Source organism: Pseudomonas sp. BE134 (assembly GCF_031456105.1).
Lineage (GTDB): Bacteria > Pseudomonadota > Gammaproteobacteria > Pseudomonadales > Pseudomonadaceae > Aquipseudomonas.
Genome location: NZ_JAVDUA010000013.1, coordinates 59,958 through 83,089, shown reverse-complemented (window position 1 = coordinate 83,089; position 23,132 = coordinate 59,958). Strand labels below are relative to the sequence as shown.

At 60.0% G+C, this 23,132-nt stretch carries 19 protein-coding genes; 9 read left to right on the top strand and 10 right to left on the bottom strand.

The genetic code is table 11. The features are described 5' to 3' along the window. The first annotated feature begins 18 nt into the window (after positions 1–18). The 4 genes from J2Y56_RS12975 to J2Y56_RS12960 all read left to right on the top strand — a co-directional run bounded on the left by J2Y56_RS12975 (position 19) and on the right by J2Y56_RS12960 (position 5,381). Positions 19–1,485, top strand: coding sequence for an aldehyde dehydrogenase family protein (locus tag J2Y56_RS12975; protein WP_007943410.1), 1,467 nt, complete (start codon positions 19–21; stop codon positions 1,483–1,485). A gap of 25 nt (positions 1,486–1,510) precedes the next feature. Next, the gene (locus tag J2Y56_RS12970; protein ID WP_007943411.1) at positions 1,511–2,443 is read left to right on the top strand and encodes a choline ABC transporter substrate-binding protein; all 933 of its coding nucleotides are present in this window, start codon (positions 1,511–1,513) and stop codon (positions 2,441–2,443) included. 227 nt (positions 2,444–2,670) lie between these two features. Next, positions 2,671–3,792 (top strand): HlyD family secretion protein, encoded by a 1,122-nt coding sequence (locus J2Y56_RS12965; RefSeq protein ID WP_007943412.1) that lies wholly within the window; start codon positions 2,671–2,673, stop codon positions 3,790–3,792. After that, positions 3,789–5,381 (top strand): DHA2 family efflux MFS transporter permease subunit, encoded by a 1,593-nt coding sequence (locus J2Y56_RS12960; RefSeq protein ID WP_007943413.1) that lies wholly within the window; start codon positions 3,789–3,791, stop codon positions 5,379–5,381. Before J2Y56_RS12965 ends, J2Y56_RS12960 begins: the two co-directional genes overlap by 4 nt. Here the strand turns inward: J2Y56_RS12960 and J2Y56_RS12955 are convergent, their stop codons facing one another. The 5 genes from J2Y56_RS12955 to J2Y56_RS12935 all read right to left on the bottom strand — a co-directional run bounded on the left by J2Y56_RS12955 (position 5,382) and on the right by J2Y56_RS12935 (position 9,880). Next, positions 5,382–5,822 (bottom strand): carboxymuconolactone decarboxylase family protein, encoded by a 441-nt coding sequence (locus J2Y56_RS12955; RefSeq protein WP_007943414.1) that lies wholly within the window; start codon positions 5,820–5,822, stop codon positions 5,382–5,384. Between the two features lie 99 nt (positions 5,823–5,921). Beyond that, positions 5,922–7,364, bottom strand: coding sequence for a mechanosensitive ion channel family protein (locus J2Y56_RS12950; protein WP_007943415.1), 1,443 nt, complete (start codon positions 7,362–7,364; stop codon positions 5,922–5,924). Between the two features lie 189 nt (positions 7,365–7,553). Beyond that, a complete protein-coding gene (ycaC, locus tag J2Y56_RS12945) occupies positions 7,554–8,180 on the bottom strand; it encodes an isochorismate family cysteine hydrolase YcaC (RefSeq protein WP_007943416.1) in 627 nt (208 codons plus the stop codon). Between the two features lie 56 nt (positions 8,181–8,236). Then, the gene (locus J2Y56_RS12940; RefSeq protein WP_007943417.1) at positions 8,237–8,920 is read right to left on the bottom strand and encodes an isochorismatase family protein; all 684 of its coding nucleotides are present in this window, start codon (positions 8,918–8,920) and stop codon (positions 8,237–8,239) included. A gap of 93 nt (positions 8,921–9,013) precedes the next feature. Beyond that, positions 9,014–9,880 (bottom strand): pirin family protein, encoded by an 867-nt coding sequence (locus J2Y56_RS12935; RefSeq protein WP_007943418.1) that lies wholly within the window; start codon positions 9,878–9,880, stop codon positions 9,014–9,016. Positions 9,881–9,987: 107 nt separating this feature from the next. Between J2Y56_RS12935 and J2Y56_RS12930 the strand changes: the two genes are divergently transcribed. Together J2Y56_RS12930 and J2Y56_RS12925 are read left to right on the top strand one after the other, a co-directional pair. After that, positions 9,988–10,893: a LysR substrate-binding domain-containing protein gene (locus J2Y56_RS12930; RefSeq protein WP_007943419.1), complete on the top strand. Its 906-nt coding sequence runs from the start codon at positions 9,988–9,990 to the stop codon at positions 10,891–10,893. Between the two features lie 96 nt (positions 10,894–10,989). Then, on the top strand, positions 10,990–11,529 hold the full coding sequence (locus tag J2Y56_RS12925; protein WP_007943420.1) for a PaaI family thioesterase: 540 nt from the start codon (positions 10,990–10,992) through the stop codon (positions 11,527–11,529). 13 nt (positions 11,530–11,542) lie between these two features. Here the strand turns inward: J2Y56_RS12925 and J2Y56_RS12920 are convergent, their stop codons facing one another. The 5 genes from J2Y56_RS12920 to J2Y56_RS12900 form a co-directional block, all read right to left on the bottom strand. Continuing rightward, positions 11,543–14,761 (bottom strand): transporter substrate-binding domain-containing protein, encoded by a 3,219-nt coding sequence (locus J2Y56_RS12920; RefSeq protein WP_310350552.1) that lies wholly within the window; start codon positions 14,759–14,761, stop codon positions 11,543–11,545. Positions 14,762–14,773: 12 nt separating this feature from the next. Next, positions 14,774–15,394 carry a response regulator transcription factor gene (locus tag J2Y56_RS12915; RefSeq protein WP_007943425.1) on the bottom strand — a complete coding sequence of 207 codons (621 nt, stop codon included), beginning with the start codon at positions 15,392–15,394 and terminating at the stop codon, positions 14,774–14,776. 154 nt (positions 15,395–15,548) lie between these two features. Beyond that, complete coding sequence (locus J2Y56_RS12910; protein ID WP_033048835.1) at positions 15,549–15,965, bottom strand: hypothetical protein; 417 nt, start codon at positions 15,963–15,965, stop codon at positions 15,549–15,551. 339 nt (positions 15,966–16,304) lie between these two features. After that, complete coding sequence (locus J2Y56_RS12905; protein WP_007943428.1) at positions 16,305–17,642, bottom strand: lysine N(6)-hydroxylase/L-ornithine N(5)-oxygenase family protein; 1,338 nt, start codon at positions 17,640–17,642, stop codon at positions 16,305–16,307. A gap of 132 nt (positions 17,643–17,774) precedes the next feature. Beyond that, complete coding sequence (locus J2Y56_RS12900) at positions 17,775–18,257, bottom strand: sigma-70 family RNA polymerase sigma factor (RefSeq protein WP_033048830.1); 483 nt, start codon at positions 18,255–18,257, stop codon at positions 17,775–17,777. Positions 18,258–18,571: 314 nt separating this feature from the next. Between J2Y56_RS12900 and J2Y56_RS12895 the strand changes: the two genes are divergently transcribed. Genes J2Y56_RS12895 through J2Y56_RS12885 form a run of 3 tightly spaced genes read left to right on the top strand, consistent with a single transcriptional unit; the run spans position 18,572 to position 23,120 of the window. Beyond that, complete coding sequence (locus J2Y56_RS12895; RefSeq protein WP_007943430.1) at positions 18,572–19,744, top strand: efflux RND transporter periplasmic adaptor subunit; 1,173 nt, start codon at positions 18,572–18,574, stop codon at positions 19,742–19,744. Continuing rightward, positions 19,745–21,718: a MacB family efflux pump subunit gene (locus J2Y56_RS12890; RefSeq protein WP_007943431.1), complete on the top strand. Its 1,974-nt coding sequence runs from the start codon at positions 19,745–19,747 to the stop codon at positions 21,716–21,718. A 7-nt stretch (positions 21,719–21,725) separates the two neighbouring features. After that, a complete protein-coding gene (locus tag J2Y56_RS12885) occupies positions 21,726–23,120 on the top strand; it encodes an efflux transporter outer membrane subunit (protein WP_007943432.1) in 1,395 nt (464 codons plus the stop codon). The last annotated feature ends 12 nt before the right edge of the window (positions 23,121–23,132 follow it).

Here is a 23,132-nt window from a genome sequence, read left to right as displayed (position 1 = left end):
ACTGGGCTGGAGACGCAAATGCAGCAGATTCCGTTGTTTATCGCCGGTGTTTGGCAAGCGCCGCAGGCGGCGCGATACCGCGATGTGATCAACCCGGCCACCGAGGACGTACTGGCGCAGGTGGCCTCGGCCGGCCCCGTAGATGCGCAACAGGCAATCAGCGCCGCGCGCGTTGCTTTCGACAGCGGGCCGTGGCCGACGATGGCGGTTACTGAACGGGCGCAACTGATGCAACGGATCGCCAGCTTGATCGAACAGGACGCCTCGAATCTGGCACGCCTGGAAACCCTCAACGCTGGCAAGACCCTGAGTGAAAGCCTCGGCGACATCGGCAATGTGGTCGCCACGTTTCGCTACTACGCGGCCTTGCTTGAAACCGAAAGCGCCAGCGTCAACAACCACGCCCCGGCGCATGTCATCAGCTTCAACCAGCGCGAACCGGTGGGCGTGTGCGCCTTGATCGCGCCGTGGAATTACCCGTTGCTGCAAGCGGTCTGGAAAATCGCCCCGGCCCTGGCCGCCGGCAACACCGTGGTGTTCAAACCCAGCAGCCTGACGCCGCTGACGGCGCATCGGCTGACTGAATTATTGATTGAAGCAGGTCTGCCGCACGGCGTGTTCAATTTACTCTGCGGCCCCGGTGACGTCGGTGAACTGCTCGCCGCCAGCCCTGACGTGGACCTGGTATCGCTGACCGGCGGCGCGGGTGCTGGCGGCAAGGTCATGCGCGCGGCCACGGGCAATTTCAAGCGTGTGGCGCTGGAGTTGGGCGGCAAGAACCCGAACATCGTGTTCGCCGACGCCGACTTCGAAGTGGCGCTGGATCAAGCGCTCAACGCGGTGTTTTTCAATGCCGGGCAGATCTGTTCCGCCGGTTCCCGGTTGCTGGTGGAGGACAGTATTCACGAGCGCTTTGTCGACGCCTTGCAGCAACGCATCGAGAAAATCCGCCTGGGCGACGGCCTTGATCCGCTGACGCAAATGGGCCCGCTGATTTCCGCCAGCCAGCGTGATCAGATCCTGACGATGATTGCCGGTGCCGTCGAGCAAGGCGCGAGGTTGCGCGCTGGCGGCACGATTCCCGAGCAGTTCGAACGCGGCTTCTGGTTGCGCCCGACCTTGCTCGATGACGTGACGTGCGAAATGCAGATCGCCCGGGAGGAAATCTTCGGTCCGGTGATCACTGTCGAGCGTTTCAGCGGCGAGGCACAGGCGCTGAAATTGGCCAACGACACGCCTTATGGCCTGGCAGCCGGCGTATGGACCCGGGATATCGGCAAGGCCTACCGCATGGCCAAACGGCTGCGGGTCGGCACCTTGTGGATCAACGACTACAACGCCGCATTCCCACAGGCGCCGTGGGGTGGCTTCAAGTCCAGCGGCATCGGGCGCGAACTGTCCCGGGCCGGGCTGGATGAATTCACCGAACTCAAGCACATCTACCTCAACACCGAACCGGCGCCGCTGAACTGGTTCGGTGTCTGACGTTTACCTCCAAGGAGTCGTCCCTATGAAAGCCTTGCTCTTGCTTGCGTCGATCACTCTGCCGCTACTGGCCCAGGCAGCGGAACCGGAGTCCTGCGCCACGGTACGTTTTTCCGATGTCGGCTGGACCGACATCAGCGTCACCACCGCGATCGCCAGCGAAGTTCTGGAATCGCTGGGCTATAAAACCAAAACCACCCTGCTGTCGATTCCCGTGACCTATCGCGCCCTGTCCTCTGGTAAAGAACTGGACGTATTCCTGGGCAACTGGATGCCCACCACCGAAAACGACATCAAGCCCTTCCGCGACGCCGGCACCGTGGAAACCGTGCGCGCCAACTTGCACGGTGCCAAATACACCTTGGCCGTGCCCGACTACGTCTACGACGCCGGGCTGCATGATTTCGCCGACATCGCCAAATTCAAGGACAAACTCAAAGGCCAACTCTACGGCATCGAACCCGGCAACGACGGCAATCGCCTGATCCAGAGCATGATCGACAAAGACGCTTTCGGGCTGAAGGATTTCAAAGTCGTGGAATCCAGCGAAGCGGCAATGCTCTCGCAACTCAAACGCTCTACGCGCAAGAACGAGTGGATGGTGTTCCTCGGCTGGGAACCGCACCCGATGAACACCCGCAACAAGATGAAGTACCTCAGCGGCGGCGACGAGTACTTCGGCCCGAACTACGGCCAGGCCACGGTCTACACCAACGTGCGCAAGGACTACCTGAAGGAATGCAGCAACGTCGGCAAACTGCTGCAAAACATGGAGTTCACACTGGCCATGGAGAATCAGTTGATGGACGCGGTATTGAATCAGAATCAGAAACCAAGGGCGGCGGCGAAGGCGTGGTTGAAGGCTAATCCGGCGGTGCTGGAGGCTTGGTTGACGGGGGTGAGCAGTCGGGACGGACAGGATGGGATTAAGGTTGCCAGTGCGCGGTTGGCTCCTTAACAAGCCATAACACTATCTGTAGCGGCAGGCGGTGCCTGCTGCTACAAAAATTGCGTTACCGCAGAAATGCAAGACGCATCCTGGTACCCACATTTCTTAAACAATTGATCAGCCTTTCTTTCTGCCGGAGTGACCTGACGACCGGCATAAAAAATCAATTGCCAGTAAATATTACCTGCGTCATATTACATGCGTAATAAACACCCGTTTTTCACAGGTAACCCCCCATGACCAGCATGCCCAGCCTCGAACCCGACCTTGCTGTCCCGGTGAGCGCACCCAAGCCTCCCCTGCTCAAACGGTTGATCCTGCTGACGGCCGTCATCGCAGCCCTGGCGTCTGCCGGGCTGTATGCGAGTCACTGGTGGACGGCCGGTCGTTTCATTGAAGAAACCGACGATGCCTACATCGGCGGCGACGTCACGGTCATCGGCCCGAAAGTCGCCGGGTATATCGAGGAAGTACTGGTCACCGACAACCAGGCAGTGAAGGCCGGCGATGTGCTGATTCGCCTCGACGCCCGCGACTACCGCGCGAATCTCGCCAAGGCCGAAGGCGCGGTCGCCGCCGAAGAAGCTTTGCTGGCCAATCTCGACGCCACCGAACAATTGCAGTACGCGGTGATCGGCCAGGCCCGCGCCGGGATCGATGCCGCTGGCGCGGAAACCGCCCGCTCTCGGGATGACAATGCCCGCTACAAAAAACTGGTGAACAGCAACGCTGTCTCGGTGGAAAGCGCACAACGGGCCGATGCCACGTTCAAGACCGCTCAGGCGCACAGTTCGCGGGCCCAGGCTGAACTACTGGCGGCGCAACGTCAGCTGAACGTGATCGACACCCAGAAACAGCAAGCCCGCGCCGCGCTGATGCAGGCTCGGGCCGAACGGGATCTGGCGCAGTTGAATGTGGGTTACACCGAACTCAAGGCCCCGGTGGATGGCGTGATCGGCAATCGTCGGGCGCGAACCGGCGCCTATGCGCAGGCCGGTTCGCAGTTGTTGTCGGTGGTGCCGTCCAGTGGTTTGTGGGTCGATGCCAACTTCAAGGAAGATCAGCTGGCGCGGATGATTCCGGGCCAACGGGTGATCATCCATGCGGACGTGCTCTCGGGGCAGGAATTCCATGGTCATCTGGGCAGCCTCGCACCGGCCAGTGGCTCGCAGTTCAGCGTGCTGCCACCGGAAAACGCCACCGGCAACTTCACCAAGATCGTCCAGCGAGTGCCGGTGCGCATCATCCTCGATCCGGCCGACGGTGTGCTCGGCCACCTGCGTCCCGGCCTGTCGGTGACGGCTGAAATCGACACCCGCAAAGACGCTGAAACCCCAGTTGTGGCCAGCACACCATGAGCCGCGTCCTCGCCGTCCCCGCGCAACCGTTCAATGCCGCCGACATGGCGACGGCGACGAAGGTGTTCGCCTTCGCCAGCATGTGTATCGGTATGTTCATTGCGCTGCTGGATATTCAGATCGTTTCGGCCTCGTTGCGAGACATCGGCGGCGGGCTCTCGGCTGGTACCGACGAAACGGCGTGGGTGCAGACCAGTTACCTGATCGCCGAAATCATCGTGATTCCACTCTCGGGCTGGCTGTCGCGGGTGTTTTCGACCCGCTGGTTGTTCTGCGCGTCGGCGGTCGGTTTCACCTTGGCCAGCCTGTTGTGTGGCATCGCCTGGAACATTCAGAGCATGATCGCCTTTCGGGCGCTGCAAGGTTTTCTCGGCGGTTCGATGATCCCGCTGGTGTTCACCACCGCGTTCTTTTTCTTCACCGGCAAACAACGGGTCATTGCAGCCGCAACCATCGGTGCCGTGGCCTCGCTGGCACCGACCTTGGGACCGGTGATCGGCGGTTTTATCACCGACATTTCGTCCTGGCACTGGCTGTTCTATATCAACCTGGTGCCGGGGATTTTCGTCGCCGTGGCCGTGCCGATGCTGGTGAAAATTGACCAGCCGGACTTGTCGCTACTCAAGGGCGCGGACTATCTGAGCATGGTGTTCATGGCGCTGTTTCTCGGCTGCCTGCAATACACCCTCGAAGAAGGCCCGCGCTGGAACTGGTTCAGCGACAGCACCATTCTCACCACCGCCTGGATCAGCGGCCTCGCCGGTCTGGCCTTCATCGGCCGGACCTTGCACGTGGCCAATCCGATCGTCGATTTACGCGCCTTGAAGGACCGTAACTTCGCCCTCGGCTGTTTCTTCTCGTTCGTCACCGGGATCGGCCTGTTCGCCACCATTTACCTGACACCGCTGTTTCTCGGCCGGGTACGTGGCTACAGCGCACTGGACATTGGTCTGGCGGTTTTCTCCACCGGGGTGTTCCAGATCATGGCGATTCCGCTGTACGCCTTTCTGGCCAATCGCGTCGATCTGCGCTGGATCATGATGGCTGGCCTTGGCCTGTTCGCCTTGTCGATGTGGGATTTCAGCCCGATCACCCACGACTGGGGCGCCAGGGAATTGATGTTGCCGCAAGCGTTGCGCGGAATTGCCCAGCAACTCGCGGTGCCACCAGCGGTGACCTTGACCTTGGGTGGCCTCGCACCGGCGCGGCTCAAACATGCGTCAGGTTTGTTCAATCTGATGCGCAACCTGGGGGGCGCCATCGGCATCGCCGCCTGCGCGACCATCCTCAACGACCGCACCAACCTGCATTTCACCCGGCTGGCGGAACACCTCAACAGCACCAACGAAGCGCTGAATCAGTGGATGTCGCAGGTCGGCAACAACTTCACCGCCCTCGGCCTCAGCGGTGACACGGGCGTCACCGCGAGCCTGCATCAGCTCTGGCTGTTGACCTACCGCGAAGCCCAGACCCAAACCTATGGCGACGCTTTTTTGATGATCATGGTTTGTTTCATTATTGCCACGGCGATGGTGCCCCTTATGCGCAAGGTGCAACCACCGGCCGCGCCGTCAGCGGATGCTCATTGATCATGCCTGAGGCATTTTGCGGAACCCAATCGCCAGGCGGTTCCAGGCGTTGATGGTGGTAATGGCCACGGTCAGGTCGACCAGTTCTTTCGGGTTGAACTCGGACGTTGCCAGTTCGTAGTCCTCGTCCGGCACATGGGTCTGGCTCACCAGCGTCAAGGATTCGGTCCAGGCCAGTGCCGCGCGTTCACGTGGGGTGAAGAACAGCGTTTCGCGCCAGGCCGACAGCGTGTACAGACGGCGCTCGTCTTCACCGCCCTTGCGGGCATCGGCGCTGTGCATGTCGAGGCAGAAGGCGCAGCCGTTGATTTGCGAGGTGCGCAGCTTGACCAGTTCGATCAGGTTCTTTTCCAGCGGCAGTTTCGAAACAGCGGTTTCCAGGGCGATCATGGCTTTGAGCGCATCCGGGGAAGCGGTGTAGAAATCGATACGAGGTTTCATGGCGGACTCCGATTACAAGTGGTGGTGGAGTCACGTTAATCCCGCCTGCCCTTCTGACAAATAGCCAATCTTCCAGAAGTCGAGGAGGCCATTGGATCGCTAGGCCTTTTTGCGCAACCACTGCAAAAACCCCTTCCTCTCCACCACCTTCGGCACTTCCTGAGTCAGTGTCTGCGCCTTGTTCAAGCGGAAATCCAGCAGCGCCTTCATCGACTCGCCAATGTCATGCCGCGCATCCAGGCAGGGTTTGAGGTAGTCCTTCTCGATCCGGTACAAGCTGCAGGCGGTCTTGGCGATGAAGTCGGCCGGCAGCGCGGAGTCCGACAGGATCCCGCCTTCGCCGATCACCTCGCCCGGGCCCATGCGCCCGGACTCGAACTTGACGCCGCCGCGGCTCAACTCCACCGAAACCACCCCGGATTCGATGATGAACAAATGGTCGCTGACTTCCCCTGCCGGCAGGACCATGTCCCCGGTACGGAAGTTTTGCAGGGTCATGTGCTGGCTGAAGGTCTCTTTCTCTTCCTGACGCAAGGTTGAGAAGATCGCCGAACCTTCCAGCAATGCCCGAGGCCGTGACAAGCCGCCCGGCGCATTCGGTTCTACGGTCGACAACAGGCTGACGCCCGCCGCCTGCAAATGCCGGTACGACAGATCGAACAACAGATTGCGCACCATGCGTTTCTGGTCCATCGAAACCACAAAGCCACTGATTTCGTATTCCACGCCGGCGGCGCTTGAGCCCTTGAGTGCGACGCACGGTGCCGGTTTGTTCAACAAAAAGCGGCAGCCCTGCATCGCCCGTTCCAGCGCATCGATCACCGTTTGCGGGCGCGCGTGCGGGCTCAGTTGCAGGCTGATCGATACGCCAAAAATGTCGCTCGGCCGGCTGAAGTTGATGATCTTGGCCTTGGCTGCCAGCGAATTGGGGATCACTGCCATGCTGCCTTGGGCGGTTTGCAGGCGCGTGGCACGCCAGTCGATGTCGATGACCCGGCCCTCAGTGCCATCGATGGAGATCCAGTCATCGAGTTGATAGGGCTTGGTGGTGTTGAGGACGATCCCGGAGAACACGTCGCTGAGGGTACTTTGCAAGGCCAGGCCGACGATGATCGCCAAGGCGCCGGAGGTGGCCAGTACGCCTTTGACCGGCAGATCGAGCACGTACGCCAGCGCCGCGATGATCGCGATCAGGAAGATCACCGCGCCCAGCAGATCCTGAAGCAAGCGCCCGGTGTGCCCGACCCGCTGCATCATCACCGCGCCGATCAGCACTGTCAGGGTCCGCGCGCCGAACAGCCACCAACCAATCTGCAAACCGGTGGCCGCCAGGTGCAATGGCACGTTGTCGGCCCAAGGCGCTACCTCCAACGGGTTCAAGCCCTCGTTGAACAACAGGACGCTGAACAACGAGAAAATCACCAGTCTGACCAGCAGTTTCCAGTTGCTGCCACTGGCACTGATCAAGCGCCACAGCCCAAGATCGACCACGATCAGGACCAGGGCGCAGACCAACGGATGATCGGTGAAAAAAGACAGCATTGAACAACTCCAACGAAGGCCAATGGCGTGAAGATCTCACACATTGGGCACAGTGTAGGAGGGTTTCATGCAAAACCAATGTGGGAGCGAGGCTGCTCGCGATGGCGGTGTGACAGTCACTGCACAGGTGTCTGTTATACCGCTTTCGCGAGTAGCCTCGCTTCCACCGGGGATTTAGGTTGCCAGCCGTTATTTGCTGTTGGTCAGTGTGTTGAAGCTGGTCATCAGGTTGCGATAGTCCGGAATGTGGTTGGAGAACAAGGTGCCCAGCCCTTCCACGTCGTTACGCCAGTCGCGATGCAGTTCACAAGCCAGGCCGAACCAGGTCATCAACTGCGCGCCGGAGGCCGACATGCGGTCCCAGGCCGATTGTCGGGTCAGCTCGTTGAAGGTGCCGGAAGCGTCAGTCACCACGAACACCTCGAAGCCTTCGGCGAGCGCCGAGAGTGCCGGGAACGCCACACAGACTTCCGTCACCACGCCAGCGATGATCAGCTGTTTCTTGCCAGTCGCCTTGATCGCCTTGACGAAATCTTCATTGTCCCAGGCATTGATCTGGCCAGGACGGGCGATGTAAGGCGCATCCGGAAACAGCGCTTTGAGCTCTGGCACCAGCGGGCCGTTGGGGCCGTTTTCGAAACTGGTGGTGAGGATGGTCGGCAACTTGAAATACTTGGCCAGGTCGGCCAGGGCCAGCACATTGTTCTTGAAACGGTCCGGTTCGATGTCGCGCACCAGAGACAGCAGACCCGCCTGGTGATCAACCATCAAAACCGCAGCGTTGTCCTTGTCGAGACGTTTGTAAGAAGTAGTCATTGCAGCAGTCCTCGCGTGTTGTCGATGCCGAATGGATGTCGGCGTGGGGTAGTCGTTTAGCGCTGGGAGTCCAGCACTTCGTGTTCATTCGCCACTTGCTGAGCCTTGAGGTAACTTTCGATCAACAATTGATAATGCGGCATGGCCTGGGCGTAGACAGCGGCCCACTGCTCGGCATCCGGACGGTTCCACGAGCCTTGCAATTCAGAGAGCGTGGCCATGATGTCGATCGGCACGACTCCGGCCTGTGCCAAACGGGCGATGGTCAGATCAGTGGCCAGTTTTGAGTGGTTGCCGGAGGCGTCGACTACCGCAAACACTTTGTAGCCCTCATGCACCGCTGCGATGGACGGAAACGCCAGGCATACGCTGGTCAGCGTGCCGGCGATGACCAGGGTTTTTTTGCCGGTGGCTTTTACTGCCGCGTGAAACTCGGCGTTGTCCCAGGCATTGATTTCGCCCTTGCGTGCCACGTATTGGGCATGCGGAGCGGCTTCGTGAATCTCGGGAATCAACGGCCCATTGGGGCCTTGCGGGACGGAAGCGGTGGTAATCACCGGCATGTTCAGCAGGGTCGCGGCTTTGGCCAGGGCAATGGCGTTGGCGCGCAGTTGTGGCACGTCCATGTCCTTGACGATCTGGAACAGCCCACTTTGGTGATCGATCAACAGCATGGCGCTGTCGTTAGGGTCGATGATCGGTTTCAGGCCGTTGAAGTTGGCCGCGTTGACGGTATTCATGTGCGTTTCCTCTTTCGTTTGGGCAACAGCCATCCCTGGCCTGAGAACCGGCCTACGCATCCTGTGTAGAGCGGGTGGTTGAAGCGCGACGGGTTAACCGTGCATCTGGCCGAAGCGGCCAGACTGGAAGTCGGCGAAAGCCTGGTGAATTTCTTGCTCGGTGTTCATCACGAACGGGCCGTGCCCGACAATCGGTTCGTCGATCGGCTCACCACTGAGCAACAGCACTACGGCGTCCTGGCTGGCTTCCAGGGTCAACTGATCGCCGTCGCGATCAAACAACACCAACTGGCCTTCGCCCACCGACTCCTGACCATTGACCAGAACCGTGCCGTGCAACACCACCAATGCCGTGTTGCGACCTTCGTGCAGGTCCAGGGTCAACAACTTGCCGTCCTTGAGACGCAAATCCCAGACGTCAATCGGCGTGAATGTGCGCGCCGGACCGGTGTGGCCGTCGAACTCACCGGCGACCAAGCGCAGGTTGCCGGCCTGGTTCTTGAGCGGGATGTTCGGGATGTCGCCATCGAGGATGGTCTGGTAACCGGCGTCGGCCATTTTGTCCCTGGCCGGCAGATTGACCCATAGCTGCACCATTTCCAGAGTGCCGCCGGATTTGGCGAAACTCTCGGAGTGAAACTCCTCATGCAAGATCCCCGAAGCAGCGGTCATCCACTGAACATCGCCAGGGCCGATCGTGCCGCCGCTGCCGGTGGAGTCACGGTGTTCCAGTTCACCCTTGTAAACGATAGTCACGGTTTCGAACCCACGGTGCGGATGCTGACCAACGCCACGTCGTTCGGTGGTCGGGGTGAATTCGGCAGGAGCTGCATGATCCAGCAGCAGGAACGGGCTGATGTGCTTGCCCAGGTGGTCGTAGGAAAACAGCGTACGAACCGGAAAACCGTCGCCGACCCAATGGGTGCGTGGACTGGTGTAGATACCGATGATGTTTTTCATGGTGTCTCCTGATGAGGTGCGTGAAGCCATGGACACAGCTTAAAACTCGAACCTTTGGTGCGCTAGACTGCAAAAATCAGTCTTTGCGTTCTATTTGGGGAACGATAATGGAAGACCTCAACACCCTTTACTACTTCACTCAAGTGGTGGAACACGGCGGTTTCGCTCCGGCTGGTCGGGCGTTGGACATGCCTAAATCGAAGCTCAGCCGACGCATCGCCGAGCTTGAAGAGCGCCTCGGTGTCCGCCTGTTGCATCGCACCAGCCGCCATTGTTCGTTGACGGAAATCGGCCAGGCTTACTACCAGCGTTGCCTGGCCATGCGCGTCGAAGCAGAAAGTGCCGCCGAACTGATCGAACGCAATCGCTCCGAGCCTCAAGGCCTGGTGCGCATCAGTTGCCCGACGGCGCTGCTCAACTCCTGGGTCGGGCCCATGCTGACGCGCTACATGCTCAAATACCCGTTGGTGGAATTATTTATCGAGAGCACCAATCGCCGGGTCGACCTGATCCACGAAGGGTTCGATATAGCCCTGCGTGTGCGCTTTCCGCCACTGGAAAACACCGACATGGTGATGAAGGTTCTGGGCAACAGTACCCAGTGCGTGGTGGGCAGCCCAGCCTGGGCCGAACGCCTGTCGTCCCCCGCCTCCCCTGCCGACCTGAGCGGTTTGCCGAGCCTGCATTGGGGAGCTGCCCAGCGTGAATATCAGTGGGAATTGTTCGGCGCCGAAGGCGCCAGCGCACTGATTCGACATACGCCACGCTTGGTCACCGATGATTTGCTCGCATTGCGTCATGCAGTGGTTGCGGGTATTGGCATTGCGCACCTGCCGAGCGTAGTGGTGCGCGATGACATGGCGGCCGGTCGGTTGGTCAACCTGGTGCCGGGTTGGGAACCAAAATGCGGAATCATCCATGCAATCTTTCCTTCTCGCCGTGGACTGCTGCCGTCGGTGCGCACGTTGATCGACTTTCTGGGAGAGGAGTTCAACCACGCTGACATCGCCTGATGTGATGCGACACGCGGGGCTGGTGGATTTTTTATTTCGGACATAATATCGATCGGGATTACAACCATAATATCCGTTCCGCCCGAGGACATATCTATGCAAAGCCCCACCCGCGAAGCCACGCTTGCTCAATGGATCGCCCAGGAACACGCCATGCGCGGCCGCCTCGCCGGCCCTGGCAGCCTGTCCATGGCCGACGTCAGCGCGCTGTCGCCCGCCGAGTTCTTCGACGGCATCGGCAACGGTGAACTGCCCTCGCCGCCGATTGGCGCGCTGATGGATTTCATCCCCATCGAATGGTCAGCCGGGCTGTTTATCTTTCAGGGCACCCCTGACGCACGGCATTACAACCCGCTGGGCAGTGTGCATGGCGGGTATGCAGCGACGTTGCTGGACTCGTGCATGGGCTGCGCGATTCATTCACAACTGAAGAAGGGTCAGGGCTATACGACGCTGGATCTGCGAATCAGCTATGTGCGTGCGCTGACGGGCGCCAGCGGGCCGGTACGCGCCGAGGGCAAGATCGTTCACTTGGGGCGTTCAACCGCGCTGGCCGAGGGGCGGATTTATGATGTGGATGGGCGGTTGTATGCGACGGGGTCGACGACTTGCATGATTCTTGAGGCGCGCACGTAAGCATCGCACCGGGCTAGTCACGCGTGAGGTGCTGCCCGAGACTTTTCATGGCGCGCTGCAGCTGATCAACGGCTTCATCGATGAGTGCGGCGCGCCCCTCGGCGCAGGCTCGCTCCAGATCCTCGCAACACTCGATCAAGCGCTCTGCGCGGACAATCCGCGCACTGCCCTTGATGCGGTGCGCCAGTTCCTGAAGACGCGGACGGTTGTCGCCAACATGCGCTTGCAGCAAATGAATACGGTCATCGTGGTTGGACTGGGCCAATTCACGCAACAATCGATTGATCAGGGTCCGGTCTTCACCGACGTAACGCTCCAGCCCCGTCAAGTCGATCCCGGTCGCTGAATGATCTTCAATCGGCGCGGGCAAATCGGCCGCGAATCGAGCCCCCAGCCACCCCCTCAAATCCGCCAGCAGGATTGGCTTGAACAAGCAGTCGTCCATGCCCGCTTCCAGGCATCGAATCTTTTCCTCAGGCTGCGCATTGGCGGTAAACCCCAGAATCATGGTGGGCGGCAATCCATAGGCACGCTCTTCATCACGAATCGCGCTCGCCAATTCATAACCGCTGAGCCCTGGCATATTGCAGTCGCTGATGACAACATCGAACTCATGGGCGCGCCATTGTTCGAGACCTTGTTCGCCATCCTCGGCCTCTATGACACAGTGCCCCAGATAGCTCAGCTGACGGGTCAGCAACAAGCGATTAACCAGAAAGTCATCGACCACCAAAACTGTCAGCGCTCGGGTGGATAGCGCTATTCCACTGTCCACCGCATCACAGGGGGACAACGCTTTCAAAGCCACCAGCGACAGACTGATGTCGGCCTGAGTGCCCTGCCCAAGGACGCTGCCGAGCACCAGCCGCCCCCCCATCATTTCGCACAGGGTGCGACTGATCACCAGCCCCAGACCGGAACCTTTGCGGCCCGACTGTTGGCTGTTGCCGACCTGGACGAACGGGCTGAACAAGCGCTGCTGATCTAGTGCGCTGATGCCAATGCCGGTGTCTTCGATATGAACGTTCACCGCCAGATGACCCGAAATTCCCGGCACAACCCGCAGTGTCAGGCTCACCCCACCTGTCTGGGTAAACTTGATCGCATTGCTCAACAGATTGGACAGCACCTGCTTGAAACGCGTTGGGTCGATCAGCACGTCACGGTCACTGCGCGCCTCCAGTTCAACTCGCCATGTCAGACCTTTCTGCCGAGCCAGGCCTTCGAACACCCGGCATACCGATGTCACCAGCGCATGCAAATTGACACGCTCGGGTGTCAGGGACAAATGGCCGGATTCGATGCGGGCAATGTCCAGGATATCGCCAATCAATGCCAGTAACTGCTGCGCGGCAGTGGACGCTACCTCCAGGGCGTCACGGTCGGCGACGCCCTCTTCTGCCCGCATCCCGGCCAATTCGAGCATGCCGATCAGGGCATTCATCGGCGTACGGATTTCGTGGCTCATGGTCGCCAGAAATGTTGTTTTCGCGCGATTGGCGTCGTCGGCGGCGTCCTTGGCGTCCTGCAATTGCTGCAACCACCGTTGACGTTGGCGGATCTGTCGGCGCTGCCAGGCGATCCAGCCGAAGGCCAGCAGGAGTAACACGGCGGCAGCGGCAAACGCCTGCAAGATGGCTGGGCGATGACGCAACCAATAGCTGTCATCCACCACCACATCATTGCCCCAGCGGGCGATCAGTGCGTCCATTTCTTCGGGCGAGATGCTCAGCAATGCCTTGTTCAAGATCGATTGCAACTCCAAAGCTTCGCGATCCGTCGCCAGCGCAATACGTGCCGGTTCATCACCCACGGTACTGCTGATCCGCAAACGGCCCTGGTAATAGCGGGCTATCAGGTAACGGGTCATGAACAATGAACTGAGTGCCGCGTCGGCCTCCGTTTTCATGACCAATTCCAGGCCTTGCGCCGGACTTTCAACATCCACCATCCGCACGCCCGGCACCCGCGCCTGAATGAGCGTGCGTATCGGGTGGCTGTGATGAATCGCCAGTCGTTTACTGGCCAGGTCCTCCAGCGTCTTTGGACTACCCGGCGTGTTGGCACTGACCAGCGTGTACGGATTGGTCAGATAGGGCCTGGTGAAATGCAGGTCTGCTTCACCTTCTGTGGTAGGGATAATCGCGGGTATGACATCGATTTCGCCCACCTTGAGTTGCTGAATCTGCTGGTCAACGGATTGGCCCCTTAGCACGTTGAAGTGCAAACCGCTGCGCTGGCTGATCAGCGTCAGCAACTGTGCCGTCAACCCATTGAATTGCCCCTCGGCATTGAAGAATGTCAGGGGCGCAAAGTTCTCGGCCACCCCGACAGTCACCGTCGGATGACGGTCCAGCCAGCGCTGCTCACTGGCGCTGAGGTTGACGCGCTGCTGTCCCAGCCGGTTGACCTTGCCGGCGCTCCAGCGCTGATCGATGGCTGCGCGTTGATCCAAGGGAATCGCCGCCAACGCCTTGTCGATGATGTGCTTCAGCGGCAGGTTGTCCCGAGCCAGAGCAAAGCCGAAGGGGTTGGCGTCGAGCCCGGACGGCCCCACTAACTGAACATCATTGGGGTAGTTATTGTTGATCAGGTAACTGGCGCTGATGAGGTCCCCCAGGTACACGTCATCTTGCCCATACGCCACCGCCCCGAGCGCATCGAGCGCTGATGGATAACGTTGCAGACTCGCCTCGGGATAAAACGTTTCTACCGCTCGCGCAGGCAAATAGTCTTCGACCATGGCGATGCGTTTACCCGCCAGGTCCTCGGGCATGCGCTCGTCCCATCGGGTGACCAGCATCGGCAGATCTTCCGCATAGGGGATGGACAGGACTAATTCGGGGTCGGCCGCTTCGAAATTGTTCGAGGTCCCAAGCAAATCAAGCGCATCGAATTTCAAAGCCTCCATGGCCGCTTCCCGCGTGCCATAACGCTGAACCTCAATGGGAATGTTCAGCAGTTGCGCAATCAATCGGGCGTAATCGGCGGTGATGCCTTCCAGCTCATTGTGTTTGCCTGTGACTTCGAAGGGTGGGTAGTCCGGCCCGCTCACCCCGAGGCGCAGAACACGCTTGCTGCGCAACCATTGCCGGTCCTTTTTATCCAACCGGACCTCATAACCCGCCACAATCGAACGCCCCAGCAGCTGCAAGGACTTCGGCTGATCATCCTGGGCGACCAGCGTCGGCGGCACCAGGCATAACATCAAGGCGCACAGCAGAATACGCACGTTAAGGCGCCCTCAGATCAAGTGATTGCGTATGGCGAAATCACGTAGATGAACAGCCGCCTTCACGCCGAGTTTTTCGATCAATCGGGTCTTGTAGGTACTGACCGTCTTGTGGCTCAGGTGCATCGCCTCGGCGATGGCCTTGTTGGTGGTACCCCGGGCGAGATACTGGAGGATGGTCAGCTCGCGGTTGGAGAGTTTATCGATCATTTGTTTTTCGCTTTGCGAAAGCGCGTCCATTGATGCGCTGGGCAGCTGCGCGAAATAGGTGTACCCGGCGATCAACGCATGTATGGCCTTGTGTAATTGACTGAGGTCGTTGGTCTTGGCGACATAGGCCAAGGCCCCGGCGCGCATGCAACGCTCCTGAAAAAACAGCGGGTCAAGAGACGTGAATACCAGCACCCTACACGCCAAATTGCTGACTTTGATTCGCTCCAGAACATCCAGCCCGTTACCGCCGGGCATCACCAGGTCCAGAATCACCAGATCAACGTTGTGCTCACGGAGTATCACCAACGCCTCACCGACGCTGGCGGCTTCATAAATCAGTTTGAAACCTTCTCGCTCAAGTACCATTTTGACTGCGGCGCAAACCACCGGATGATCGTCCACAATCAGCACTGACGTCATGGCAACTCCCTGTGCAAAAAATCGACGATGCGGCCACGTCTGCCCGCCGGAAAAGTCCGGAATAGACGCAGCAGCGGCGCGAGAACTCTTACATTGTCGGGTGGCCAAATCTACCTGTCAGAAATGACAGTCCAGACGAACGGTCACCTCGGTTTCAATCCACCATTGGCCCCTCGGGTAATGGTGCGCGCGCATCAACATCGACGCTGGACATCAAACGCTGGATGCACATCGGGTCAGGAAGCGATATTGGACTCACATGAATCGTCTGTTTTACGCAGAGAGGCATAGACGCCAATCGAGAAGGCTGGTCGTTGAAAATCAGGGCATGCCGCACCTGGCAGTTGTCGAGGAAGAACTCGTACAGGTCCAATGATCCAGCGGTTAGTGCAGCATTGATGACCACCAGGTCAAACGGTTCACAACCGTACTCGACCAGGGTCAACAGTTCTTCAAGATTTTGAACCGGTGCCACCCGGTAGTAACCCAAATGGTTGAACAGGCGCTCGACCTTCATCCGATGAAAGTGTTGCTCGTCGGCGATCAGGATTCGTAATGCTGGGTTCGTCAAAGCGAAGTCCACAAGGTATCAATGTGGGGCGCTAGGCTACGGAAGACTGATGTCGGCCTATGTAGGACTTTTCCTAATTACTCGGTCATATTTCTGAAGCAAACGAGGGAACGAGGCCGTCAGCATGAAGGCGCGATAGCTTTTCTTCGGTGATCAGGATTCGCCCGCAAGCCGTGCCGGGTGGCATTCGCACTCATGAAAAACCAGAGCCAATACCAGCCGAATTTAAGATTGCAGGGTTGCCCTGCAACATGGAATCTCCCACATTGGGCCTGTATACACAGGTCTAGTGTGGGAGCGAGCCTGCTCGCGATGGCAGCCACAGAGGCGCCGAAAATCTCAGCTGGCAGTGGCCAACAACAAGTCCACCATCGAGCGGCTGTGTCCACGGCTTTTGCCATGCTCATACAACGAACCGGCAATCTCATCCGCCCGAATCGGCAGGATTGACAGCAAAGTGTCGCTCAACCCATGGCTTGCCTGGCAGAAGCCCTGCATATAAATGCCGGCCTTGCAGCGTTCATCAGTGATCAGCTTGTAGTTGCGATCAACTTCAAAATCCCCCAGGTACTGCTCCATCGGCGCCAGCAATTTGCGGTGCATCTGCCGCTCATAACCGGTGGCCAGCACCACGGCGTCGTAATGACGCACCGTGACTTCACCCGTGGCGTTGTTGCGCACCGCCAGCTCGATCCCGCGCTCGGTGGCGGTGGCTTTTTCGATCGTGGTCAAGGTGCGGAACGCATGGCGTGCGATACCCGAGACTTTCTGGCGATAGAAGATGCCGTAGATGCGTTCGATCAGGTCGATGTCCACCACCGAATAGTTGGTGTTGTGGTACTCGTTGACCAGGCGTTCGCGCTCGCTGTGGGCTTGCTGGAACACCAGGTCGGTGAACTCCGGCGAGAACACTTCGTTGACGAACGGGCTGTCATCCGCCGGCTTCAGCGCCGAACCGCGCAGGATCATGTCGACTTGCACCGAGGGGAAGCTGTCGTTCAAATCGATGAACGCTTCCGCGGCGCTCTGCCCGCCACCGATGATGGCGATACTCATCGGCTGGTTGTTCACACACGGTTGTTTGGCCATTTGCGCCAGATACTGCGAGTGGTGAAACACACGGCTGTCATCCTTGAGCGACTTGAACGCTGGCGGAATGCGCGGTGTACCGCCAGCACTGACCACCACTGAACGCGTGGTGCGAACATGCTGATGACCCTGTGCATCGCGCGAGATCACCCGCAATGCTTCAACCTGCTGGCTGTGCAGCACCGGCTCGATGGTCAGTACCTCTTCGCCGTAACGGCTCTGCGTTTCAAATTGCGCGGCGACCCAGCGCAGGTAGTCGTTGTATTCCATGCGGCACGGATAGAAGGTGCCGAGGTTGATGAAGTCCACCAGACGACCGTGATGCTTGAGGTAGTTGACGAAGGAATACGGGCTGGTCGGATTGCGCAGCGTCACCAGGTCCTTGAGGAAGGAGATCTGCAATTCACTCTGGGTCACCAGGGTGTTGCCGTGCCAGCGATAGTCCGCCTGCTTGTCGAGAAACAGAACATCCAGCTCGCCCTGGCTCGGCCCGCGCTCTTGCAGAGCGATGGCCAGCGCCAGGTTCGAAGGGCCGAAACCGACGCCGATCAGGTCGTGAACGATGGGCGATGCAATTGCCTGTGTCATTTCCAGTGTCCTCTGGATGAACCCCTCAACCGATGGGGAGTAAGCCTAAGTGACCTGACCGGCCTTGGCAGGTCAGCAGGTCGTCTGTTGAGTAGGAACGAGGACAGTGAAATAAAATTTAACCGGCAGGGATCAATGGGCGTCCCACTGGCGCATCCGCACCCGACAATGCTTCATCGCATTGACGATGTGCTTTTCCACCAGCGCCCGGGAAATGCCCAGGTGTTCGGCAATTTCCGGATGGGACAGCCCCTCGATCTTGCGCAGTAGAAAACTGTCGCGACACAGGGGTGACAGTTCCGCCAAGGCACGCTGGAGCATTTGCAGGCGCTGGCCGTGATCGAGGCTATTGTGCGGGGATGGCGTGAAGTAACGTTCCTCGGTGTCGAGTACTTCCAGCGATTCAACCTGACGCAGGGCATTGCGCCGATGGTCGTCGATCACCAGATTGAGGGCGGTGCGATACAGAAACGCCCGGGGTTGCTCGATGGGCGTGTCGCTGGAACGCTCCAGGACCCGCACATAGGCGTCATGCACCACATCTTCGGCCACCTGGCGGTTGCCTAGCTTGGCGTTCAGGAAACACACCAGCTCGCGATAGTAGTTTTCCAACATGACTCCCGGCCGCACGGATGCGGTTTCTGTCCTTGAGCCCCATCGTCGACCGCCCAAATGGGCAGTGGCACGATAGTGGCAGTTCGAGTTGCGTAATTTATAGTAATTCTCATGTAGATTTAAAGTATTGGTTTGCCTTACACGATAAATAGCTACAGGTGTAACCCTATGTGTCAAAACCTAAATTCCACGCCCCGCTCCTCGTTTACAGGACAGCTCCCCGTCTCTGTCAACTTCCCCGACAGCGTTCGGCTGTCGCCACTCTCTGCGCGCAGGTTGAACGACGGGCCGACACCCATTGGCCGGAACCCTGCATGAAACGTCCCCGACAGACCCGACGCGCCCTGCTTGTAGCACTTGGCATGATCCCCGTTATTGCTGTCGCCGCCTGGCAGATCATCCCGCCTGGCCGGGATACATTCGCCACCGTGCCCGTCAGTCGTGGCGACATTGAAAGCAGCGTCACCGCATTGGGCACGCTGCAACCTCGGCGTTATGTCGATGTCGGCGCTCAGGCGTCCGGGCAAATCCACAGGATTCATGTGGAGGTCGGCGACGTGGTCAAGGAGGGTCAGTTGCTGGTGGAAATCGACCCGTCCACGCAACAGGCCAAACTCGACGCCGGGCGCTTCTCCATTGAAAACCTCAAGGCGCAGCTCCAGGAGCAACGGGCTCTGCACGAACTCGCGCGGCAGAAATACCAGCGCCAGCAGAACCTCAAGGCCGGCGGCGCCACCCGCGAAGAAGACGTGCAAACCGCCCAGGCCGAACTGCGCGCCACCCAGGCTCGCATCGACATGTTCCAGGCGCAGATCCGCCAGGCGCAAGCCAGCCTGCGCAGCGATCAGGCCGAGCTCGGTTACACGCGGATCTACGCGCCCATGTCCGGAACGGTCGTCGCTCTCGACGCCCGTGAAGGCCAGACGCTCAATGCCCAGCAGCAAACTCCGCTGATTCTGCGCATCGCCAAGCTGTCGCCGATGACGGTCTGGGCCGAGGTTTCCGAAGCCGACATCGGCCACGTCAAACCCGGCATGAACGCCTGGTTCACCACCCTCAGCGGTGGCAATCGTCGCTGGAGCAGCACCGTACGGCAGATTCTGCCCGTACCGCCCAAGCCACTGGACCAGACCAGTCAGGGCGGCGGCAGCCCGGCCAGTTCGAGCAAAAGCGGCAGCGCGCGCGTGGTGCTGTACACCGTGTTGCTCGACGTCGAGAACGCCGACAACGCGCTCATGGCAGAAATGACGACACAGGTGTTTTTCGTGTCCGACCAGGCCAAAAATGTACTCACCGCGCCCATTGCCGCGCTGCAAAGCGGCGTGGAACCGGGCAACCAGACCGCGCAAGTCGTGGCCAAGAACGGCAGCATCGAGCAGCGCGAAGTTCGCACCGGTATCAGTGATCGCCTGCGGGTGCAGATCCTCGATGGCTTGCAGGAAGGCGATCACTTGCTGATCGGCCCGGCCGACGGGAGTGGCGGCTGAATGCAGACGCCCCTGATCGACCTGCAAGACATCCGCAAAGCCTACGGCGGCGGCGACTCTCCCGAAGTGCATGTGCTGCGCGGTATCGACCTGTCGATCCATGCCGGGGAGTTTGTGGCGATTGTCGGCGCCTCCGGGTCCGGCAAGTCGACGCTGATGAACATCCTCGGCTGCCTCGACCGCCCCACTTGCGGCGAATACCGTTTCGCCGGGGAAAACGTCGCCGGGCTCGACAGTGACGAACTGGCCTGGCTGCGCCGTGAAGCCTTTGGTTTTGTGTTTCAGGGGTATCACCTGATTCCGTCCGGCTCGGCCCAGGAAAACGTCGAGATGCCAGCCATCTACGCCGGCACCCCGGCGGCCGAACGCCATGCCCGCGCCGCCGCCCTGCTCGACCGCCTTGGCCTGGCTTCGCGCACTGGCAACCGCCCGCACCAGCTCTCTGGCGGCCAGCAGCAACGTGTCTCCATCGCCCGCGCCTTGATGAACGGCGGGCACATCATCCTCGCCGACGAACCCACCGGCGCCCTCGACAGCCACAGCGGCGCCGAGGTGATGACGTTGCTCGATGAACTGGCGAGCCAGGGCCATGTGGTGATCCTGATCACCCACGACCGTGAAGTCGCGGCACGGGCCAAACGCATCATCGAAATCCGCGACGGCCTGATCATCAGCGACAGCGCCCGCGACAACCCCGACGTGCAGGCCTCCGCCAATCCCGGTGCGTTGCAAGCCGTGGACTTGCGCAAGCGTCTGAGCGAAGGCGCCGAAGCCACTGGTGCGTGGAAAGGCGAACTGGTCGATGCGGTGCAAGCGGCGTGGCGAGTGATGTGGGTCAACCGCTTCCGCACTGCGCTGACGCTGCTGGGGATCATCATCGGCGTGGCGTCGGTGGTGGTCATGCTCGCCGTCGGCGAAGGCAGCAAGCGCCAGGTGATGGCACAGATGGGCGCCTTCGGCTCGAACATCATTTACCTCAGCGGTTCGGCCCCCAACCCGCGTACCGCGCCGGGCATCGTCACCCTCGATGACGTCGCGGCGGTGGCCAGCCTGCCGCAAGTGATGCGGATCATGCCGGTCAATGGCCAGGAAGCCGGGGTGCGTTTCGGTAACCTCGACCACTTGAGTTACGTCGGCGGAAACGACACCAATTTTCCGGCGATCTTCAACTGGCCGGTGGTCGAAGGCAGCTACTTCACCGAGGCCGACGAACAAAACGCCGCAGCGGTCGCGGTGATCGGCCACAAGGTGCGGACCAAACTGCTCAAGGACGTGGCCAACCCGATTGGCCAATACATCCTCATCGAAAACGTGCCATTCCAGGTGGTCGGCGTGCTCGCGGAAAAAGGCGCCAGCTCCGGTGACTCGGACAGCGACGACCGCATCGCCATCCCCTACTCCGCCGCCAGCGTCCGGTTGTTTGGCACGCATAATCCCGAATACATCGCCATCGCCGCCGCCGATGCGCGCAAGGTCAAAGAGACCGAAAAAGCCATCGAGCAACTGATGCTGCGACTGCACAACGGCAAGAAGGACTTCGAATTGACCAACAACGCCGCGATGATTCAGGCCGAAGCGCGCACGCAAAATACCCTGTCGCTGATGCTCGGTTCGATTGCCGCGATTTCGCTGCTGGTCGGCGGGATTGGCGTGATGAACATCATGTTGATGACGGTGCGCGAACGCACCCGCGAGATCGGTATCCGCATGGCCACTGGTGCACGGCAACGCGACATCCTGCGGCAATTTCTGACCGAAGCGGTGATGCTTTCGGTGGTCGGTGGGCTGGCCGGTATCGCCCTCGCGCTAATGGTCGGCGGTGTGCTGATTCTGAGCGAAGTCGCTGTCGCGTTCTCTTTGATAGCGGTGCTCGGCGCCTTCGGCTGCGCCCTGGTCACCGGTGTTGTCTTCGGCTTCATGCCGGCCCGCAAAGCTGCCCGACTCGACCCGGTCACGGCCCTTACCAGTGAATGATCTTTCCATGAAGCCGCCCCTCACTCTGTTGACGCTCTGCCTGTTGCTCGGCGCTTGCGGCTCTCCCGCCCAGCGCCCGGACAGCGGCCTCCAGCCGCCGGCCGCGTGGCAATCTCCACACAATGAAAGCGCCACCCGCAGCAACCAGCAATGGTGGACGCAGTTCGGCAGCCCGCAGCTGGATCAACTGATCGAACAGGCGCGCGTCGGCAGTTTCGATCTGGCCGCCGCCATCGCCCGGGTGCATCAGGCCCAAGCGGAAACAGTGGTGGCCGGCGGCTCGCAACTGCCGACGGTCACGGCGGGGTTGAATGCCAACCGGCAAAAACTGCTGCGCGGCAATGGCTATAGCCAACTCGATGCCGACAGTGACAACAGCGCCGTGGATTACTTCAATGCCAACCTCAGCGCCAGCTACGAAATTGATTTCTGGGGCGGCCAACGCGCTTCCCGAGACAGCGCACAGTTTGCCTTGCAAGCCAGCCAGTTCGATCAGGCCACAGTGGAACTGACCCTGCTCAGCAGCGTGGCCAGCGGCTATGCACAAACCCTGTCGCTGCGCGAACAGAGCCGCATTGCCGAGTTGAACCTGGCAAATGCGCAGAACGTTTTGAAACTGGTGCAGACCCGCTTCGACTCAGGCTCGGCGACCGCACTGGAACTGGCGCAGCAAAAAAGTCTGGTCGCGGCGCAACAACGGCAACTGCCACTGGTGCAGCAACAGGCTCAGGATGCTTCGATCAGCCTCGCGGCCCTGCTCGGTCGGCCGGTGCAGCAATTACCGCTGAGCGTGGAACACTTTGATCAACTGTCATGGCCGACCATTGATGCGGGCGTGCCCAGCGAACTGATCAAACGTCGCCCGGACATTGCCCGCGCCGAAGCGCAGTTGGCGGCGGCACAGGCGAATGTCACCGTGGCCCGCGCCGCGATGCTGCCGACCGTGACCTTGAGCGCTGAAATCGGCTCCGGCGCTGACCGCGCCGCTGATATGTTGCGCAACCCGTTTTACAACCTGACTGCGGGCCTGGTCGCACCGATCTTCAACAATGGTCGCCTCGGCGCCCAGCGCGACAAGGCCACGGCCCGCCAGGAAGAACTGCTGGAGACCTATCGCAGCGCGATCATCAATGGTTTCGCCGACGTCGAAAAAGCGCTGAACAGCATTCGCGGGCTGGATGAACAGCGGCAGTGGCAAGGTGAAGAACTGAAACAGGCGCAGACCGCGTTCGACATCGCTCAGAGCCGCTACCAGGCTGGGGCCGAGGATTTGCTGACGGTGCTGGAGACGCAACGCACGCTGTATGCGGCGCAGGATTTGAATGTGCAGCTGCGGTTGTCGAGGTTGCAGGCGAGTATTGCGCTGTACAAGGCGCTGGGTGGGGGGTGGCAGGTTTTGTGATTTGTGTCGCCA

What these genes read in the sequence shown, in the direction of transcription:
- J2Y56_RS12960 (WP_007943413.1), top strand. Translation starts at nt 3,789, where the DNA reads ATGAGCCGCGTCCTCGCCGTCCCCGCGCAACCGTTCAATGCCGCCGAC.
- J2Y56_RS12900 (WP_033048830.1), bottom strand. Translation starts at nt 18,257, where the DNA reads ATGTTGGAAAACTACTATCGCGAGCTGGTGTGTTTCCTGAACGCCAAG.
- J2Y56_RS12940 (WP_007943417.1), bottom strand. Translation starts at nt 8,920, where the DNA reads ATGAATACCGTCAACGCGGCCAACTTCAACGGCCTGAAACCGATCATC.
- J2Y56_RS12965 (WP_007943412.1), top strand. Translation starts at nt 2,671, where the DNA reads ATGACCAGCATGCCCAGCCTCGAACCCGACCTTGCTGTCCCGGTGAGC.
- J2Y56_RS12905 (WP_007943428.1), bottom strand. Translation starts at nt 17,642, where the DNA reads ATGACACAGGCAATTGCATCGCCCATCGTTCACGACCTGATCGGCGTC.
- J2Y56_RS12930 (WP_007943419.1), top strand. Translation starts at nt 9,988, where the DNA reads ATGGAAGACCTCAACACCCTTTACTACTTCACTCAAGTGGTGGAACAC.
- J2Y56_RS12955 (WP_007943414.1), bottom strand. Translation starts at nt 5,822, where the DNA reads ATGAAACCTCGTATCGATTTCTACACCGCTTCCCCGGATGCGCTCAAA.
- J2Y56_RS12975 (WP_007943410.1), top strand. Translation starts at nt 19, where the DNA reads ATGCAGCAGATTCCGTTGTTTATCGCCGGTGTTTGGCAAGCGCCGCAG.
- J2Y56_RS12925 (WP_007943420.1), top strand. Translation starts at nt 10,990, where the DNA reads ATGCAAAGCCCCACCCGCGAAGCCACGCTTGCTCAATGGATCGCCCAG.
- J2Y56_RS12895 (WP_007943430.1), top strand. Translation starts at nt 18,572, where the DNA reads ATGAAACGTCCCCGACAGACCCGACGCGCCCTGCTTGTAGCACTTGGC.
- J2Y56_RS12885 (WP_007943432.1), top strand. Translation starts at nt 21,726, where the DNA reads ATGAAGCCGCCCCTCACTCTGTTGACGCTCTGCCTGTTGCTCGGCGCT.
- J2Y56_RS12915 (WP_007943425.1), bottom strand. Translation starts at nt 15,394, where the DNA reads ATGACGTCAGTGCTGATTGTGGACGATCATCCGGTGGTTTGCGCCGCA.
- ycaC (WP_007943416.1), bottom strand. Translation starts at nt 8,180, where the DNA reads ATGACTACTTCTTACAAACGTCTCGACAAGGACAACGCTGCGGTTTTG.
- J2Y56_RS12935 (WP_007943418.1), bottom strand. Translation starts at nt 9,880, where the DNA reads ATGAAAAACATCATCGGTATCTACACCAGTCCACGCACCCATTGGGTC.
- J2Y56_RS12950 (WP_007943415.1), bottom strand. Translation starts at nt 7,364, where the DNA reads ATGCTGTCTTTTTTCACCGATCATCCGTTGGTCTGCGCCCTGGTCCTG.
- J2Y56_RS12970 (WP_007943411.1), top strand. Translation starts at nt 1,511, where the DNA reads ATGAAAGCCTTGCTCTTGCTTGCGTCGATCACTCTGCCGCTACTGGCC.
- J2Y56_RS12890 (WP_007943431.1), top strand. Translation starts at nt 19,745, where the DNA reads ATGCAGACGCCCCTGATCGACCTGCAAGACATCCGCAAAGCCTACGGC.